The sequence below is a fragment of the Pseudodesulfovibrio sp. S3 genome, from assembly GCF_004025585.1.
GTDB lineage: Bacteria > Desulfobacterota > Desulfovibrionia > Desulfovibrionales > Desulfovibrionaceae > Pseudodesulfovibrio.
In genome coordinates, this window is sequence record NZ_QTZO01000006.1 from 77,943 (window position 1) to 94,471 (window position 16,529).

The window sequence follows — 16,529 nt, forward strand, 5'->3', positions numbered from 1 at the left end:
GGACGCGCGTACGTCCTGCTGAGTCAAAAAAGACTCAAAGAGTCGTTTATGACTCAGTTTTTCCGGTGTGTTTGCGGATGAGGCGAGAGGCGCGGCTTTGGCTGATGCCCATTGCGGAAGCGATCTTGCGGGAGCTGCCATGCATGGCAATGGCGTCTAGGATCAGTTTTCTTTCCATGGATTCCAGCACTGCGTCGAGGGTGGTGTGGCCGATGCCCTCCGGCAGTGACGGTGTGGTTTGATAGAGGGTGGTGGGCAGGTTGTCGATGGTGATGGTGTCACCTTCGGTAGTGACCATGAGGCGCTCCACGAGGTGGGCCAGTTCGCGGACGTTGCCCGGCCAGGAGTGTTGGCACAGGAGGGATTGCGCTTCAGGCGAGAGGCGCTTCGAGGAGCCGTATTTTTTCCCGTAGTGGTTGAAGAAGTAGAAAATGAGCGGGACCAGATCTTCCCTGCGGTCGCGCAGGGGAGGTATGGTGATGTCGAAGACGTTGAGCCGGAAAAAGAGATCCTGACGGAACGTGCCGTCTGCGGCCATGCGTTCCAGATTGCGGTTGGACGCGGCCAGGATGCGGACGTCGGCCGTGACGGTCTGGGAACTGCCCACGGGCCGGTATTCCATTTCCTGCACGGCGTGGAGCAGTTTGGCCTGCATGGGGAAGGGCAGTTCCGAAATCTCGTCGAGAAACAGCGTTCCGCCCTTGGCTTTGGCAAAGAGGCCGCCGCGGGCGTTGGTGGCACCGGAAAACGCTCCTTTCACATGGCCGAAAAGTTCGGATTCGAACAGTTGATCCGGGATGGCCGCGCAGTTGACGACCACGAACGGCTTATCCTTGCGGATACTGTTGGCGTGGATGAATTTTGCCAGCAGGCTCTTGCCGCAGCCGGATTCCCCGAGGAGCAGGCAGGGTGCGGTCAGGCTTGCGACCTTGCGTGCCGATTGCACCACGTTTTCCATGGCGGTGCTGTGATAGATGAGGTCTTCGGGGTGAGGTTCTTCGGCCATCTCAAGGCTGAGTTCCACTTCGTCGAGACTGGGGATCTGTACTTTGTGCAGGCTGTCCCGGACGTTGAGCACCACGTATTCTATCTCGCCGTTGTCATCGAATATGGGATTGGCGATGGTCAAGACATCCAGCCCGAGGTAGGTCTTCTGCTCCTGTTTGATCGGCCGCTTGTGCTCATATACCGCGGGCAGTGCCGGACGGTTCCAGGCAGCGTGTTTGCGGACCACTTCCCAGAACGGCAGGCCGACCATCTGTTCCTGCGTGAAGCCGTAATGCCGCTCGCATGCCTTGTTCACGTACAGCATATGGTAATTGTTGTCATAGATGATGACCTCATCGTGCAGGTTGTCGATGAGTCGAGCAAAGGTCTCGAAATCCAGTCCGAAATGTTCTGTCTTGGTCATGAAATCGCCCTATGGTTGCCGTTCCCGGTCTTGAGCGAGCGGGAGCATCGGACTTCGTATAGCAAAACGTTGTCGGAATGACCATCCTGACGCTTTCGGTCTACCCCCTGGGCATGGCTTCCGTCCGATGCGGTTCCCCAAAAGAGGCCGGTTGTTTTTTTATTGGTGCTTGCTTTGACAACCGTTGGCGTATAATGAAGATATTGCTATATAAAACACACTAATCTCCCTTAAATCATGGAGCAATCAATGGAAGTACTCAGGGCGAACCCTTTTATGGCGCTTTTTCTCGCGTTGGCTTTTGGCTACTTCATCGGCAAATTCAAGGTCGGCAAATTCCAGTTGGGCGGCATTGCCGGGACATTGATCGCTGCCGTGATCATCGGCCAAATCGGAATCCAGGTGGACGACAGCGTCAAGAGCATCTTTTTTGCGCTCTTCATCTATGCCGTGGGATACAGTGGGGGGCCGGAGTTTTTCAGTTCGATCAACCGCTCAACGCTGGCCCAGGTCGTTGCGGCCATTGTCATGACGGTGACCGGGCTGATCACGGTGCTGTTTTTTGCCAAGCTGTGCAACCTGGGCGTGGGCCTGGCTGCGGGGCTTGCCGCCGGCGGGCTGACGCAATCCGCCATCATCGGTACGGCGGGAAGTGCCATAGACCTTCTCGGCCAGGCCAAGGCAACGACCGACAGCCTGAAAGTGGACATAGCCGTAGGTTATTCAGTCACCTACATTATCGGTTCGCTTGGCCCCATCCTGATGATCACGGTCGTGTTTCCGATGCTTTACAAGTGGGACCTGAGGCAGGAGGCCGTCAAGCTGGCGCAAAAGCTGGGCGGAGGCGGCCGGGAGCTGGGCGAAGGGGAGTACACGCCCTTGGCGCGTGTCGGGTCCAGGGTCTACAGGGTGTCGGCCGCAGCGGCCATAGTCGGCCACGGGCGCAATTTCCTGGAGGACCTGTATGCCGGTTCGTTGCGGGTGGAAGCCGTCCTACGCCAGCAGGAGGACGTGCCCGTTGACGATGCACTGGGGTTCCAGCCGGACGACCTGGTGATGGTCACGGGATTGTCTTCCACGTTGGAGAAGTGCGCTGAATCCATCGGCGAAGAACATGAAGACGAAGATGAACTCTTCAACATCGTGGAAGAATCCAGAAAGATAGTTGTTACCAACAAGAAATTGCATGGGCGCACTCTGGATGAGGTGCATCACGCAGGCGAAGGCAAACGGTACGGCGTCTTCTTTACGGCACTCGCCCGCATGGGCCACTCCATGCCCCTGTTGCCCAAGACCGAGATCCATACCGGCGACGAACTTACCCTGACCGGCTCCAAGCGTGATCTCGACAGGATCGAGAAGCTTGTCGGTTACAAATCGCCTTCCCTGCACGCCACGGAATTCATGACCTTCGGCCTGGGAATGGTGGTCGGCTATCTCCTCGGGCTGTATTCGTTCCACGTCGGTTCCGCTCAAGTCAGCCTTGGCAGCGGCCTCGGCTGCCTGGTTTCCGGGCTGCTGTTCGGATATATGCGAACCAGGCATCCCAGGTTCGGCGGAGTGGATACCGGAGCGATTTCCTTTCTCCAGACTTTCGGGCTGGCAGTGTTTGTGGGCGTGGTCGGCCTGAACGCGGGCGAGGCCGCTCTGACCACGATCAAGGAGCACGGCGTCACGCTCATCTATCTGGGAGCGGGGGTGGCCATCATTCCGCAAGTCCTGGGGTTCGCATTCAACTACTATGTATTGAAGATCAAGAACCCGGTTGTCGCGATGGGTGTGGTCGCGGGCAGCCGCAGCGCCAATCCCGCTTTTTCGGCGTTGCTGGACAAGACCGGGAATGCCACGCCGGTGAGCGCCTTCACCGTCACCTACGCCCTAGCCAACATACTGCTCACCCTTTGGGGGCCGGTCATCGTGGCCGTGTTGAGTTAGTCCTTTTTGACATGTGTGCACATTAAAATGCCAACCGCCAGGAGAAGACAATGAGTCCAGAACTTAGCCCATTCGAACTGAAGGATCAATTGATCGAGTTTGCCGAAAAATCCGACAACCACATGATGCTCAATGCCGGGCGCGGCAACCCGAACTTCCTTGCCATCTATCCCCGGCAGGCCTTCATCCGCATGGGTGAATTCGCCCTGGAGGAGTCGGGCAGGTCCTACGCCTACCTGTATGGCGGATTCGGCGGCTCCAGCGTGAAAAAGGATATAGGTGCACGTTTCAATGAATACCTGATACGGAACAAGGGGTTGCCTGGCACCCTGTTTTTACGGGCCTCCTTTTCCTACATGACGGATCAGTTGGGTATGGATCTCGATGAAGTCGTCTTCGAATTCTGCGAGGCCTACCTGGGATGCAATTATCCGGTGCCTCCGAGGATGCTGCGTTCAATGGAAAAAGTGGTGCGTGAATACTTTGTTAAAGAAATGTATGCCGGAAAAACCGCATTGAACGAGTTCGACGTGTTCGCCACGGAAGGCGGCACTGCGGCCATGACCTATATCTTCCAGTCCCTGAAGCACAATCGACTGCTGCACGCCAAGGACAAGGTGGCCATCGTCACCCCGATCTTCACCCCGTATCTGGAAATCCCGGTGCTTCCCGAGTACGGGCTGGACGTGGTCACGCTTGAGGTCGAGGAGGATATGGGCTGGCAGCTCAGCGCGAAATCCATCAAGCAGCTTGAAGACCCGGCCATCAAGGTGCTCTATGTCGTCAATCCCTCCAATCCGCCCTCGGTCAAGATGAGCACCTCTGTCCTGGAATCCATTGCCGAACTGGTCAGGACAAAGCGGCAGGACCTGATGGTCATCACCGACGACGTCTATGGAACCTTTGCCGACGACTTCCTTTCCCTGGCGGCCATGATCCCTGCCAACACCTTGTTGGTGTATTCGTTTTCCAAGTATTTCGGCGCGACCGGCTGGAGGCTCGGAGCCATCGCCCTTGCCGGGAAGAACGTTTTTGACGACAAATTGCGCGCCTTGGGCGATGCGGACAAGGCCATTCTGGCTGACAGGTACAGCTCTTTGACCAAGGACGTCCCCGGGTTGAAGTTCATTGATCGTCTGGTGGCCGACTCTCGTGCCGTGGCCCTGAACCATACCTCTGGCCTGTCGCTCCCGCAGCAGCTTCAGATGGCGTTGTTTGCCCTGTTCTCCCTCATCGATTCCCATGACGAATACAAGTGCGCCACCAAGACGTTGATCCGCAGGCGTTACGCCCGGCTGATGAGCAGCATCGGCGTGGAGCCCCAGGGCGATGAAAATGCGGTGAACTACTATACCCTGCTGGATTTACAGCTCCTGGGCGCGCATTTCTATACCGACGAGTTCGGCGAGTGGGTGTTGTCCAACAAGGAGGATATCGACTTCCTCTTTACCATTGCCAAGGAATGCGGCGTGGTCATGTTGCCCGGCAACGGTTTTGACGACTCCCATCCGTCAGCGCGGGTCTCCCTGGCCAACCTCGCGGAGTGGCAATACGAGGCCATCGGCAAAATGACCCGGAAGGTGCTGGACGAGCTTTTTCAGAAGTTCTGCACTAAATAAGTGTTCGTGTCGGCCCATGAGTATGAGCCAACTGGCCTGGGTCAGTTGGCTCGTGCGCATCCTTGGTGGAGAGCTTCTTCATGATGGGGTTTGATCAAAGGTATCTGAGGCACCCTTTCTACGAACACCACCATTCTTAACTGAACAGGAAAGAACCATGTATGTCATCTACCTGGCTGTTGCAGGGGTTGCCGGTGCCGTCATCCATATCCTTGTTTTCGGCTCACCCGTTGCAAATACGCTGCTGGCATGGCTGTTGGGCGTCAAGGTCGGCTTGGGCGGGATCTGGGCTTTCATGGGGCACTATTTCAAGTCTGACGAAGTGGCAGAGTACATCGGATGGCCTTCCGGAAGTCCGTTTCAAAAGGAAATAGCCTTTGCCAACCTTGCCTTGGGTATCTGCGGTGTCCTGAGCTTCGTGCTACAGGGCATGGCCTGGCGGTACGGATTCTGGCTGGCGACCATGGTCTTTGCCTCGATATTCCTGGGCGGGGCATTCTCTGTGCATGTGAAAGACATCAGGAAGCGGCGCAATACCCATCCGGGGAATGCCGGTCCGGTCTTTTTTGCGGATATCTTGGCGCCAATGGTGCTGTGGGCGCTTTTTCTGGCCTGTTAGCGAAGCGCATTTGGCCCGAATTAAACAAGAAGGCCCCATGGTGACATGAATCACTGTGGGGGCTTCGTGCTTTCTGAAATCAGGAATCGCAATTGATCCTATGGTCTATTGCAACGTGTCTTGTGAAATCGCTATGATGAATTCGCAGCCGTCTGGAATTGTTATCTTCACCTGGCGCCGCAGGGGATCATTTGTATTCTTTGCAGGCATTCACCGCACTGACGGCGGTGAGCAGCGCCTGTTTCACCATGGAGTCGGAAAGCATGTATTCATCGGGAGTGTGAAACTTGGCTCCCGATGGTCCCATGCCGTCAACAACCGGAATACCGGCCTGTGACACCGTGTTGGCGTCCGAGCCGCCGCCTCGGAAAACCGCCTTGACGTCCATGCCGATTTCCTTGGCCGATGCTTCGACGATGGAATAGAGGCCCAGGATCGTTTCGTTGGTGACCATGGGGGGGCGGTTGGTCAGGATTTCGATATGCCCGGAAGTTCCTTCCACGGTCGAGGTGGCGGCGATGTCCATGATTCTGGCCCACACGGCATCGCCCTTGTCCGTGTTGAGGAAACGGGTTTCGCCGCGGACCGTTGCCTTGGCGGCCACGGTATTGGGATTTGCGCCGCCTTCTATGAGGCCGATGTTCAGGGAGGTTCCTTCGTCGGGGTCGTTCAGGGCCTCAAGGGCTGTGATCTTGTGGGCGATCTCCACGATGGCGCTGGGCTTGGGGAACGAGCAGTGGCCGGCGTGAGCCGCTTGGCCGGTGACCGTGAGGTCGTAAACGATGCGCCCCTTGCGCCCGGTAACGACCTCGCCGCCCATGCCGGAGCCTTCCATGACAAAGCAAAAGTCGCTTTTCCTTGCTTCTTCAACGATCAGGTTGCGGGAATGGGGTGACCCGATTTCTTCGTCCGCATTGAAGAAGAATCCCAGGGGCAGGTGCTCCTGGCCCGCAGCGGCCAACGCCTTTGCCGCGAAAATGCCGATGACCAGCCCGCCTTTCATGTCCGTGACGCCGGGGCCGAAAACCTTGTCGGCGTCCCGCCGGAAGGTGTCAAATCCCATTTCGGGCGCGAAGACCGTATCCATGTGGCCCACGAGCAAGGGGCCACCGCCGCGTGCGATGCGGGCCTGGTTTTCGGCAACGAGGTTGTCGCCGGTGAAGTCGTTGGACAGGCGGCGCGTAGTGAAGCCCATGCCGTGCATGACCTCTTCAAGGACGTCCACGACCCGGTTCACGCCCTCCGGATTCGCGGAGTAACTATTGATATTGACCAACTGTTCCAGCAGGTCGAACATCTCTGATTCGTGTGCGGTCAGGTATGAATTTATGGTGTCGATCATGTCTTGCTCCCTGGTCTTTATGAATGTGAACAGCATTTGTATTTATAAATTGCCAGTTGGCAAAATTAAATTCAAAAAAATCAAGCTGAGGAGAGAAAAACCTATAGTCATTGCGTTTAAAGTGAATTTATGGCATTTTTTTGAGTCATTTTTTGAAAAACAACAAGGAGATAATCATGAAAAAGAAATTGTTGATCAGTTTTGTCGTCATGGCAAGTCTGATGCTTGGCGCATCCTTTGCGATGGCCAGGGATCTGACCCTTGGCCTCAAGGGGGAGCCCACCTCTCTTGATCCGCATTTCCACAACGTCACCAGCAACAACGAGAACTCTCTTTTCATCTTTGATCGGCTTGTTAATCAGGACTATCGCCAGAAATTGGAGCCGGGTCTGGCCGAATCGTGGACGCCCGTCAATGACACCACCTGGGAATTCAAGTTGCGCAAGGGCGTTACATTTCATGACGGCTCTCCCTTCACCGCCGAAGATGTGAAGTTCACCATTGAGCGTATCCCCAATGTCCCGAACAGCCCGTCTTCTTTCACTTTCGCTGTTTCCGCCATCACCGAGGTGGAGATCATCGATCCCCACACCATCAGGGTACATTCCGAAAAGCCGTCTCCGCTCATGCCGCGCAACTTCGCCGCTTTCAACATAGTCTCCAAGAAGGCTGCCGAAGGCATGACCACTGAAGATTTCAACTCCGGCAAAGCGGCCATCGGCACCGGCCCCTACAAGCTGGTCGAATGGGCGCGCGGCGACAAGATCGTCTACGAGCGCAACGAGAACTACTGGGGCAAGAAACTGCCTTGGGAAAAGATTATCGTCCGTCCCATCTCCAATGACGGCACCCGGGTCGCCGCCCTCAAATCCGGCGATGTCGACCTGATCAACTTTGTTCCCCCCGCAGACATGAAGCACCTGGAAAAGGCTGAAGGCGTGACCCTGTCCAAGTCTTCCTCCACTCGCCTCATCTACCTGCATCTCGACTCCGATCGTGACGACACCCCCATGGTCACCGACAATGACGGCAACAAGATCAAGAATCCCATGAAGGACGTGCGCGTTCGCAAGGCCATTTCCAAGGCCATCAACCGGGAAGCCATTGCCTCCCGGATCATGGACGGTCTGGCCATTCCCGCTGCGCAGATGCTGCCCGACGGATACGAAGGCACCTCTCCGAACCTGAAGCCCGAGAAGTACGATCCCGCCGGTGCCAAGGCTCTCCTGGCCGAAGCCGGGTACCCCGACGGATTCAGGATCACCATCCACGGTCCCAATGACCGTTACGTCAACGACGGCGACATTGCCCAGGCCATCGCCCAGATGCTGACCAAGGTGGGCATCAAGACCGAAGTCAACACCATGCCCAAGGCCGTGTACTTCGGTAAGGCTTCCGCCCTGGAATTCTCCCTGATGCTCGTTGGTTGGGCCACTGACACGGGTGAGCACTCCAACTGCATCGGCTCCCTGCTGCACACCTACGACAAGGAAAAGGGCTACGGCGCTTCCAACCGGGGCCGTTACTCCAACCCCGTGGTTGACCAGAAGATGGAAGAGGCCCTGGTCACCGTTGATATGGAAAAGCACAACAAGCTGCTTATCGAAGCCGTTGAAATCGGCATGGGCGACGTCGGCATCGTGCCCATTCACTATCAGGTCAACGTTTGGGGCACCAAGAAGGGCCTCTCCTACCACGGTCGTACCGATGGTTACACCCTGCCCTATGAGATCCAGGGAGAGTAGGTTCCGCACCGATTGTTAACATGAGGGGGCGCGGTCGTCGCGCTCCCTCCTTTTCCTCAGAATATTGAAGGATATAGATGCTCGCTTTTCTCATCCGCAGAATTACGCAAAGCGTCATTGTGCTGTTGGTCATGTCGGTTCTGGTCTTTGTCGGCGTCTTCTACATCGGCAATCCCATCGACATCCTGATTGCGCCTGACGCTTCCCCGGCAGAATATGCCCGCGCCGTCAAGGAGCTGGGCCTGGACCTGCCTCTATGGGAACAATATTTCATTTTTCTCAAGGGAGCCCTGCATGGCAACTTCGGCAATTCGTTCGTCTACAACGAACCTGCCCTCAAGATCATCCTTGACCGCCTTCCGGCCACCCTTGAGCTTGCTTTCACCGCCATGGTCATGGCCATATTCGTCGGCATTCCCCTGGGCTTGGTCGCCGGTATCCAGCACGATAACTGGATCGGTCGCAACATCATGCGGTTTTCCATCCTCGGCTTCTCGCTACCCACATTCTGGGTAGGGCTGATGCTCATCATCATATTCTCGGTGCAACTCAACTGGCTGCCGTCAGGGGGACGGGGCGAGACCACGGAATTTCTCGGCATGCATCTGAGTTTTCTGACCTGGAAGGGGCTGTCCTATCTGATCCTTCCGGCCACGAACCTCGCCCTGTTCAAGACTTCGCTCGCCATCCGCCTGACCCGCGCCGGTGTGCAGGAAAACCTGCAGATGGATTACGTGAAATTTGCCCGTGCCAAGGGGCTGTCCAATACCCGCATCATCGGGGTGCATGTCATGAAGAATATCATGATCCCGGTCATTACCGTGCTTGGCATGGAGTTGGGCAACCTCATCGCCTTTGCGGTTGTTACCGAGACGATCTTTGCATGGCCCGGCATGGGCAAGCTGGTCATTGACTCCATCGGCGTGCTCGACCGGCCGATCATCGTTGCCTATCTTTTGATCACGGTGACCATGTTCATTTTCATCAATCTGATCGTGGATGTCATGTACTCGATCCTAGACCCCCGGGTTCGCCTGGGCGACCAGCGCTAGGAGGGAATCATGACAGTAAAACTGGAATCCCTGTTCTGGCTCGCGGTCAAGCAATACTTCGAGAGCCGTGTGGCCGCCCTCGGCCTGGTCGCATTGGTGGCAATCATTGCCGTGGCCCTTCTTGCTCCGTACATTTCGCCACAGAATCCCTATGACCTGATGACTATCGATGTCATGGACTCCAAGCTCACTCCGGGAACAAAGTCCATGGATGAATCCATTACCTACGTGCTTGGCACCGACAGTCAGGGGCGCGACATGCTCAGCTCCATCCTGTACGGCTTGCGCATCAGCCTCGGCGTGGGTGTCGTTTCCACCATCATAGCACTCATCATCGGCTCCATCATCGGTCTTTGGGCGGCATACAAGGGAGGTAAGATCGATTCCTTCATCATGCGAACGGTCGATTTGCAGTTAAGCTTCCCGGCCATTCTCGTGGCGCTTATCCTGTTGGCAATCCTGGGCAAGGGGATCGACAAGATCGTCCTCGCCCTGGTCATCGTCCAGTGGGCTTACTATGCCCGCGCCATTCGCAGCAACGTGCTGGTGGAAAGAAACAAGGAATATGTGGAAGCTGCGAAATGTTTGGCCCTGCCGCAAAGGCGCATCATGTTCGGGCATGTATTGCCCAACTGTATGCCCGAACTCATTGTCATTTCCACGGTCAAGGTGGCGGGTGCCATTGCCCTGGAAGCGACGCTGTCGTTTCTTGGCCTGGGAATGCCCATAACCAAGCCGTCCCTGGGGCTGCTTATCGCAAATGGTTTCAAGTTTCTCCAGTCCGGCTACTACTGGATCAGCGTTTACCCCGGCGTGGCTTTGCTTATCTTGATCGTCTGCATCAACCTGGTCGGGGACAGGCTTCGTGACGTGTTGAACCCGAGGATGAAACGATGACTGCTCCACTGCTCGACATACAAGATCTCCGGACCTATTTCTACACTCGGGCCGGTGTGGTCAAGGCGGTCAACGGCATATCCCTCACCATCAACAAGGGAGAGGTCATCGGCATCGTCGGCGAATCCGGCAGCGGCAAATCCGTGACCGGCTTTTCCATCATGGGCCTTGTGGATCGACCTGGCAAAATAGCAGGCGGTTCCATCAAGTTCAAAGGGCGGGAGCTGGTCGGCCAGTCCGAAGCCCAGTGGCGGTCCTTCCGCGGCAACGAAGTCGCCATGATATTTCAGGACCCCATGATGACCCTCAACCCGGTCCTGCGCATCGATACGCAGATGATCGAGGCCATACGGGCTCATGAAAAGGTCTCCAAAGCCGAGGCGCTTCGCCGTTCCATCGAGGCTTTGGCCCTGGTGGGCATCCCATCACCAGAAGAGCGCATCAAGGCCTACCCGCACCAGTTTTCCGGCGGCATGCGCCAGCGCGTGGCCATTGCTACCGGGCTGCTCAACAACCCGGATCTGATCATTGCGGACGAGCCGACCACGGCGCTGGACGTCACCATCCAGGCACAGATCCTCTCGGAGATGCAGAAGCTCTGCCGCAAGACCGACATGGCCCTCATGTGGATCACCCATGACCTGACAGTCATCGCCGGATTGGCCCATCGCGTTGCCGTCATGTACGCGGGCACCATCATCGAGGAGGGGCCGGTGCAGGATGTGCTCGACCGTCCGCTGCACCCCTATACCGAGGGGCTTATCGGCTCGGTCCCCGGCCGGAACAAGCGCGGCGGAAGGCTGTACCAGATTCCCGGCACCACGCCGTCCATGATAAACCTGCCCGAAGGGTGTCCGTTCAGGATGCGCTGTCCCCGAACCACGGATGAATGCCTTGAAGTGCCGCCGGTGATCGTGATGGAAGACGGCCGCAAGATCTGCTGTTTTCATCCGGGCGAACAATCACATATGAAGAACGGATAAGTATATGAGTGAAACCACGACCCCTTTCATCCGTTGCGAAGGTATCAGCCGGATATTTGAAAAGAAGCTGGATTTTGCCAGCAGGATCGCCCGTTCCATGGGAGCCAATATCAGCGACGAGCGGGTGCAGGCCGTTGATGACGTCGATTTATACGTCATGCCGGGCGAGGTGCTCGGCCTGGTCGGCGAGTCCGGCTGTGGCAAATCGACTCTGGGGCGCATGATATGCGGTATCCTGCCGCAGTCTTCAGGCAAGTTGTTCTACAAGGGCCAGGACGTGGCCGAGATGAATACTGCCGAGAAGCTCGATTACGCCATCAACGTCCAGATGATATTCCAGGACCCGTTTGCCTCCCTCAACCCGCGCAAGAGGGTCAACAAGATAATAGGCGAGGCCCCGCTCTATCATGGCCTGACCACAGCCAAGGAATTTGACACGTACCTGGACGACGTCATGAACCAGTGCGGCCTGGACCCGGAATACAAGAATAGGTATGCGCACCAGTTTTCCGGCGGCCAGCGGCAGCGAATCGGTATTGCCCGCGCCATGGCAGTCAAACCGGAATGTCTGGTCTGTGACGAATCCGTGGCCGCCCTCGATGTCTCCATTCAGGCGCAGATCCTGAACCTGTTCATGGATTTGCGCGAAAAGCATAATCTGACCTGCCTGTTCATTTCCCATGACCTCGGCGTGGTGGAGCATATCTCCGATCGCATTGCCGTCATGTATTTGGGCCGTATCGTGGAGTCGGCGCGTGTGGACGATCTTTTCGATTCTCCCTTCCACCCGTATACGCAGGGACTGCTCAACGAGGTGCCGAGACTGGACAAGCGAGGCGTGGATTTTTCACCGCTCATCGGTGAGATTCCGTCTCCGCTGGATCCGCCCGGCGGCTGCCATTTTCATCCGCGTTGCTCCTACGCCATGGACATTTGCAAACAGGAAGCGCCGAAGCTGCGGGAAATCGCCCCCGAACGTTTCGCCTGCTGCCATCTTGATTCAAAATAGGGGTGCCTTTTTCGGTTTTAAACCTGCGAGCGGCACGCGGAGGGTAGGCTTTTAAGCTGATATCCCCGTCGAAACAGTCCGTGCAAACAGCCCCACAGTGAAACTGCTCACTGCGGGGCTGCTTGCATATGGAGAATATCTCCGGCAGTGGGCAAGTGGCTGTTGTTCCTCTTTGCCGCGATACCGAAACCATGTTCTTTGAATCACGTTCAGATAGCACTATCCAACAGTCGGAACTCATTATATGAGAGAGGAATAATCCAATATTCAACGGACAGAGTACTCCAAAGCCTGTTCGCAAGAAAGACACTCAACAATGATATAGGGTCCCTGACATGAGCAGCAAAAGCAAGTTCGGCACATTCGGAGGAGTATTCACCCCTTGCACGCTGACCATTCTCGGCGTGATCATGTTTCTTCGCCTTGGAACCGTGGTCGGGCAGTCGGGGTTCATCAATGCCATCATCATCCTTGCTGCGGCCAAGACCATAACACTGCTCACCACCATCTCCCTTTCCGCCATCTCCACCAACACGCGGGTCAAGGGCGGTGGGGCCTACTTCATGATCAGCCGCAGCCTGGGAGTGGAATTCGGTACAGCCATCGGCTGCTTTTTCTTCCTCGCCCAAGCCATTTCCGTGTCCATGTATGTCGTGGGCTTCACCGAAGCATTCATGGCGACCTTCAACAATATTCCATTCTCTTTCGTGACGGTCGCTACCATCGTCAACGTCATTTCGTTCATTTTCGTTTTCATAGGTGCCGGCTGGACCATCAAATTCCAATTCGGTATTCTTGCCATTCTCCTTATCTCCATCGGCTCATTCTTTCTGGGCGCCGCTCCTCTGTTCTCCGTGGAAACCCTCATGGCAAACGCCACTCCGGCCTATACTGGGCAGGGCAGTTTCTTCATCATGTTCGCCCTGTTCTTCCCGGCAGTTACCGGCATCATGGCGGGAGCCAACATGTCTGGCGACTTACGCGATCCGGCCCGCTCCATTCCGGCAGGCACGTTTTCCTCCATCACGGTTACCGGAATAATCTATGTTGTCATGATTTTATTGTTGGCAGGGGCCAACACTCAGCAGGCACTTATTGCTGACACCATGATCATTCGCAGCAACGCCCTGTATCCGGCGCTCATTCCGTTGGGCATTTTTTCCGCCACCCTTTCCTCTGCTCTGGGCAGTATGATGGGAGCGCCTCGCATTCTGCAGTCGCTTGCCAAGGACAAGGTCTTTTCTTGGCTCAAACCCTTTGCGGCAACCTCCGGCGGAGAACCGCGCACCGCGACCATAGCCACATTCGTCATAGCGCAAGTGGCAATTATGGCTGGAAACCTGAACAGTATAGCTCCCGTCATCACCATGTTTTTCATGCTCACTTACGGAACCCTCAACCTCGCTTGTTTTTACGAAGCCTATTCGCGCAATCCAAGCTTCCGTCCGAGTTTCCGCTACTACAGTTGGGTCACGGGGCTTCTCGGATGCGTCAGTTGCATGGGGGTGATGTTTCTCATAAACGCACTCTGGGCGGTCGTGTCCATCGGCTGCATGGGCTTGTTGTTCTGGTTTGTCAGCCGGGCAGGGATAGTGGCCAGGTGGGGAGACGTTTCCAGCGGCTTGGCCCTTGAACGTGCTCGCAAGGCACTGCTCAAGCTTGAAGATGAACGGTACCATCCAAAAAATTGGCGGCCCATCATCCTTGCCCTCTCCACTCGTTCATGGAAGAGCAACAATCTCTCGCAATTCGGTCACTGGCTTGCAGCAGGCAGAGGCATTCTTTCCCTTGCCCAGATACTCTATGGGGATATTGAAGACAAAATGGTTCGAAGGGATAGTGCGGAAAGGCTCTTGCGCAAATTCATTGCTGATGAAGAGTTGGAGGCATTCCCAGTCGTAATCGTTGATGAAGGGCTTGAGGATGGCATAAAGGCATTGTTGCAGTGTCATGGGATTGGCGGCCTGCGTCCGAACACGCTTCTGATAGGTTTTCGAGAAGCGCAGGACGACCCCAGTGATTACATCCTCGCCATAACCCACGCCATGGCACTGGAGAAGAACATCGTTTGCATCCGCCAGAACCAGAATGCGGCATCCTGGGAAACAACAGGCGACCATATCAACATTCTGTGGGAAGGGATGCAAGACGGCCTGCTCATGCTGATCTTTGCACACCTCATTATCGAGAACAACGAGTGGCGCCGCCATGAACTGGTGCTTCTTGTTCCGGCCACTCCGCAAACGGACAGGGACGGCATGACGGAGAAAATGCGCACCATTCTGAGCATGGCACGAGTTAAAGCAAGCATTCGCTTCATTGAAGAGGACGAGTCCGTTGCCGGGTGCTGCTCCGGCCGGCAGGGGTTGACTCTCCGCAGTATGCCCCGGCCTTCCGGCAGCCCGGAAGAATACGTCAACCATCTCAGGGAGCTTACCGAGGGCATGGGCGACACGATTCTTGTCGCCTCCGCAGGAGATGTGACGGTGGAGTCGTAATCGCCAGGACGGTCTTTTGTTTGGATTCGTTTTCGTATGCAGTCGACCCTGTCGGGAAAGGACAAGCGGGTCAGTGTTCCGTCGAGCAGACGCCGAAGGGCAGCTGTCATCGTCTTTCTCCTTGTCACTGCACGCTTGAGCAGATGAGAGTCCACAATCTCAAATGATTCCATAGGGACCATTATGGAGCGGCTGCCTCGTGCGGCAATCGTTTGAAACTTTGTGGCATATGAAAATATGACGAAGTCGGGGTAGGCCGCAATGCCCATTTCTTGCGGCCAAAAAAACATAAATTTCTTGACAGAATTGTCGCAAAAGGTAGGGTTGAGGACACTCGCGCAATCGATTGCGCAAACGATTGTATCGGATTCATTCATTACTACTTTGGAGGTAACCTGATGAATTTCACTAAAAAACTTACTGTTGCGGTAATGTCGCTGGCGTTTGTCTGCACTGTTGCAATCGCGCCTGCAATGGCTGAGAAACCGGTTGTCGGCCTGGTCATGAAATCCCTGGCCAATGAGTTCTTCAAGACCATGGAAGAGGGGGCGCGCAAGTTTGCCAAGGAAGACGGAACCTTCACCCTGATTCCTGTCGGCATGAATTCCGAAACCGACATCGACACCCAGGTCAGTGCCATGGAAAACTTCATCGCACAAAAAGTCGACCTCATCGTGGTTGCTCCGGCTGATTCCGTGGGCATGACCATTCCTGTCAAGAAAGCTGTGGACGCAGGCATCACCGTCGTCAACTTCGACGTCACCCTGAATAAGGAAGCACTGGTGAAGGCCGGTCTGCCCAAGGATTTCCTTTTCGTCGGTCCTGACAATGCAGACGGCGCCGAGATGGTGGGCGACTACCTTGGCGAGACCCTGGGCAAGGGCGCCAAGGTCATCATCATCGAAGGCAACCCCGGTGCAGACAATGCTAAGCAGCGTAAAGCCGGTTTCATGCGCTCCGTGGAGAAGTTCGACATGAATCTCCTGACTTCCCGCACCGCCCATTGGGAGACCGAGGAAGCCAATACCCTGATGACCAACCTGCTCACCATGCACCCGGACGTTCAGGGCGTGATGTGTGCCAACGACTCCATGGTCCTGGGTGTTGAAAAGGCGATTGCCGCTGCCGGTATGACCGGCAAGATCCAGATCGTCGGCTTCGACAACATCGGCGCTGTTCAGGAACTGATCAAGCAGGGCAAGTGCCTCGCCACCATCGACCAGTTCGGCCCTGAAATGGCTGCCAACGCCATCAAGGTCGGTTTCAGGATTCTCGGCGGCGAAAAGCTGACCGGTTGGCAGAAGACCCCCATCAAGCTCGTGACCAAGGCTGACCTCTAGCCTATGGTGTGGTTGTCAAGGCGGCGGGCCTGAGCGTCCGCCGCCTTTCATTGATTCGTTATCTATTGGGATGCAGTGC

At 56.0% G+C, this 16,529-nt stretch carries 12 protein-coding genes; 10 read left to right on the top strand and 2 right to left on the bottom strand.

All coding sequences use genetic code 11. The features are described from left to right. Positions 1-46 precede the first annotated feature (46 nt). Complete coding sequence (locus DWB63_RS08685) at positions 47-1,411, bottom strand: sigma 54-interacting transcriptional regulator (protein WP_128328437.1); 1,365 nt, start codon at positions 1,409-1,411, stop codon at positions 47-49. Positions 1,412-1,660: 249 nt separating this feature from the next. Here DWB63_RS08685 and aspT point away from each other — a divergent pair, with 249 nt between their 5' ends. From aspT to DWB63_RS08700, 3 genes are all read left to right on the top strand, one after another. Further along, positions 1,661-3,346, top strand: a complete 1,686-nt coding sequence (aspT, locus tag DWB63_RS08690) for an aspartate-alanine antiporter (protein WP_206613149.1) — start codon at positions 1,661-1,663, stop codon at positions 3,344-3,346. A gap of 50 nt (positions 3,347-3,396) precedes the next feature. Then, on the top strand, positions 3,397-4,965 hold the full coding sequence (locus tag DWB63_RS08695; protein WP_128328439.1) for a bifunctional aspartate transaminase/aspartate 4-decarboxylase: 1,569 nt from the start codon (positions 3,397-3,399) through the stop codon (positions 4,963-4,965). Positions 4,966-5,122: 157 nt separating this feature from the next. Then, a complete protein-coding gene (locus DWB63_RS08700; protein WP_128328440.1) occupies positions 5,123-5,584 on the top strand; it encodes a DUF6790 family protein in 462 nt (153 codons plus the stop codon). Between the two features lie 187 nt (positions 5,585-5,771). Here the strand turns inward: DWB63_RS08700 and DWB63_RS08705 are convergent, their stop codons facing one another. Continuing rightward, positions 5,772-6,926, bottom strand: a complete 1,155-nt coding sequence (locus DWB63_RS08705; protein WP_164879828.1) for a M20 family metallopeptidase — start codon at positions 6,924-6,926, stop codon at positions 5,772-5,774. A gap of 176 nt (positions 6,927-7,102) precedes the next feature. On the opposite strand from DWB63_RS08705, the gene DWB63_RS08710 reads away from it, so the two are divergent. From DWB63_RS08710 to DWB63_RS08740, 7 genes are all read left to right on the top strand, one after another. Continuing rightward, positions 7,103-8,671: an ABC transporter substrate-binding protein gene (locus DWB63_RS08710; protein WP_128328442.1), complete on the top strand. Its 1,569-nt coding sequence runs from the start codon at positions 7,103-7,105 to the stop codon at positions 8,669-8,671. Positions 8,672-8,748: 77 nt separating this feature from the next. Continuing rightward, the gene (locus tag DWB63_RS08715; protein ID WP_128328443.1) at positions 8,749-9,723 is read left to right on the top strand and encodes an ABC transporter permease; all 975 of its coding nucleotides are present in this window, start codon (positions 8,749-8,751) and stop codon (positions 9,721-9,723) included. A gap of 9 nt (positions 9,724-9,732) precedes the next feature. Beyond that, complete coding sequence (locus DWB63_RS08720; protein WP_128328444.1) at positions 9,733-10,620, top strand: ABC transporter permease; 888 nt, start codon at positions 9,733-9,735, stop codon at positions 10,618-10,620. Continuing rightward, complete coding sequence (locus DWB63_RS08725; protein WP_128328445.1) at positions 10,617-11,603, top strand: ABC transporter ATP-binding protein; 987 nt, start codon at positions 10,617-10,619, stop codon at positions 11,601-11,603. The genes DWB63_RS08720 and DWB63_RS08725 overlap by 4 nt, the downstream gene beginning before the upstream one ends. 4 nt (positions 11,604-11,607) lie before the next feature. Beyond that, positions 11,608-12,612, top strand: a complete 1,005-nt coding sequence (locus DWB63_RS08730) for an oligopeptide/dipeptide ABC transporter ATP-binding protein (RefSeq protein ID WP_128328446.1) — start codon at positions 11,608-11,610, stop codon at positions 12,610-12,612. Between the two features lie 335 nt (positions 12,613-12,947). Further along, a complete protein-coding gene (locus DWB63_RS08735; protein ID WP_128328447.1) occupies positions 12,948-15,110 on the top strand; it encodes an amino acid permease in 2,163 nt (720 codons plus the stop codon). 473 nt (positions 15,111-15,583) lie between these two features. Continuing rightward, the gene (locus tag DWB63_RS08740; protein WP_206613150.1) at positions 15,584-16,450 is read left to right on the top strand and encodes a sugar ABC transporter substrate-binding protein; all 867 of its coding nucleotides are present in this window, start codon (positions 15,584-15,586) and stop codon (positions 16,448-16,450) included. Positions 16,451-16,529 lie beyond the last annotated feature (79 nt).